This is a genomic window from Oleiphilus sp. HI0132 (assembly GCF_001635845.1).
The window spans coordinates 1-1163 of the sequence record NZ_LWGJ01000615.1 but is presented as its reverse complement, the minus strand read 5'-3'; the positions used below and the strand labels follow the sequence as shown (position 1 = coordinate 1163).

Sequence of the window (1163 nt, the reverse complement as noted above, 5' to 3'; positions counted from 1 at the left end):
GTACTGACCCATACCTTTGCTTGGTCCGCGCACGCTCAAAAGCCAAAATAGGTGAAGCATTCACTCAGTCAATCGGTTTCAAGAGCTCTATCGACAGCGCAAAAGAAACTGAAACGCTAATGGAAGTATTAGCAGGCTACACCAAAGAAACCGAACCCAAGCAAGCTGCTCAGCTTCATCAAAAAGCCTATGACTTTTGCGTTGAACAGCAGCAGCTAGGTGAAGCAGTGCCGATTAATGAGCTATCGGGCTTCCTTGATGAAAATGAACCCACCCGCTTTGCTCAATTCGCAGAACAAGAAGCGCAACTAGACACCAGCCAAACCCTGCGCCCAGACACTCGTAAGCTAAAGCATTTGGTCAGAATCTCTGGCAAGGGCAATGGTTTAAGCCTGTCCTTTTCATCAGACCTTATGCAGCAAACAATCTTGTTTGATGAGCAGTCAAATACGCTCACTATTACAGAAATCCCCAAGAGCCTGAAAAAACAGATTCTTGAACACATTAAGGACAAGCAAGAAAACTAGTTCTTAACACTAAACCAAGGCGCCGGATTTACGTTCCGGTCATGCTGATAGGAAATAACATGTCTACCACACCAAACGAGCAAACTTACGTTGTTTGCGCATTATATAAATTTGTCACACTCGAAAATTACAAAGAGATTCAAACCCCTCTTCTTGAATTGATGAAGAGCATCGACGTACGAGGCACCCTACTACTTGCAGAAGAAGGCATCAACGGCACCGTTGCTGGCTCTAGAGCGGGCATAGACAAACTTCTTGAGTGGTTAAAGTCAGACCCACGTTTGAGCGATCTTAGCTATAAGGAGTCTTTCACCCAAGAAGCTCCGTTTGCCCGAACCAAGGTAAAACTGAAAAAAGAAATCGTCACCATGGGCGTTGAAGGCATAAACCCTAAGGAAGTAGTTGGCACCTATGTAAAGCCAAAGGACTGGAACGCACTCATCTCTGACCCTGAAGTTCTACTAGTCGATACGCGAAATGATTATGAGGTCGAAATTGGCACCTTCCAACATGCCTTGAACCCTCGAACCGAAAGCTTTAGAGAGTTCCCTCAGTACGTTGCAGAAAACCTGGATAAGGCAAAGCACAAAAAAGTCGCGATGTTTTGTACGGGCGGTATTCGTTGTGAAAAATCGA

General features: G+C 45.2%; 2 protein-coding genes. Both read left to right on the top strand.

What is annotated here, in order from left to right; genetic code table 11:
• Positions 1 to 527, top strand: a 527-nt coding sequence (locus tag A3766_RS07510) for a nucleoid-associated protein (protein ID WP_197479413.1), incomplete at its 5' end; no start/stop codon positions are given.
• 59 nt (positions 528 to 586) lie between these two features.
• The coding region (locus tag A3766_RS07505) for a rhodanese-related sulfurtransferase (RefSeq protein WP_082907066.1) at positions 587 to 1163 on the top strand (577 nt) is incomplete at its 3' end.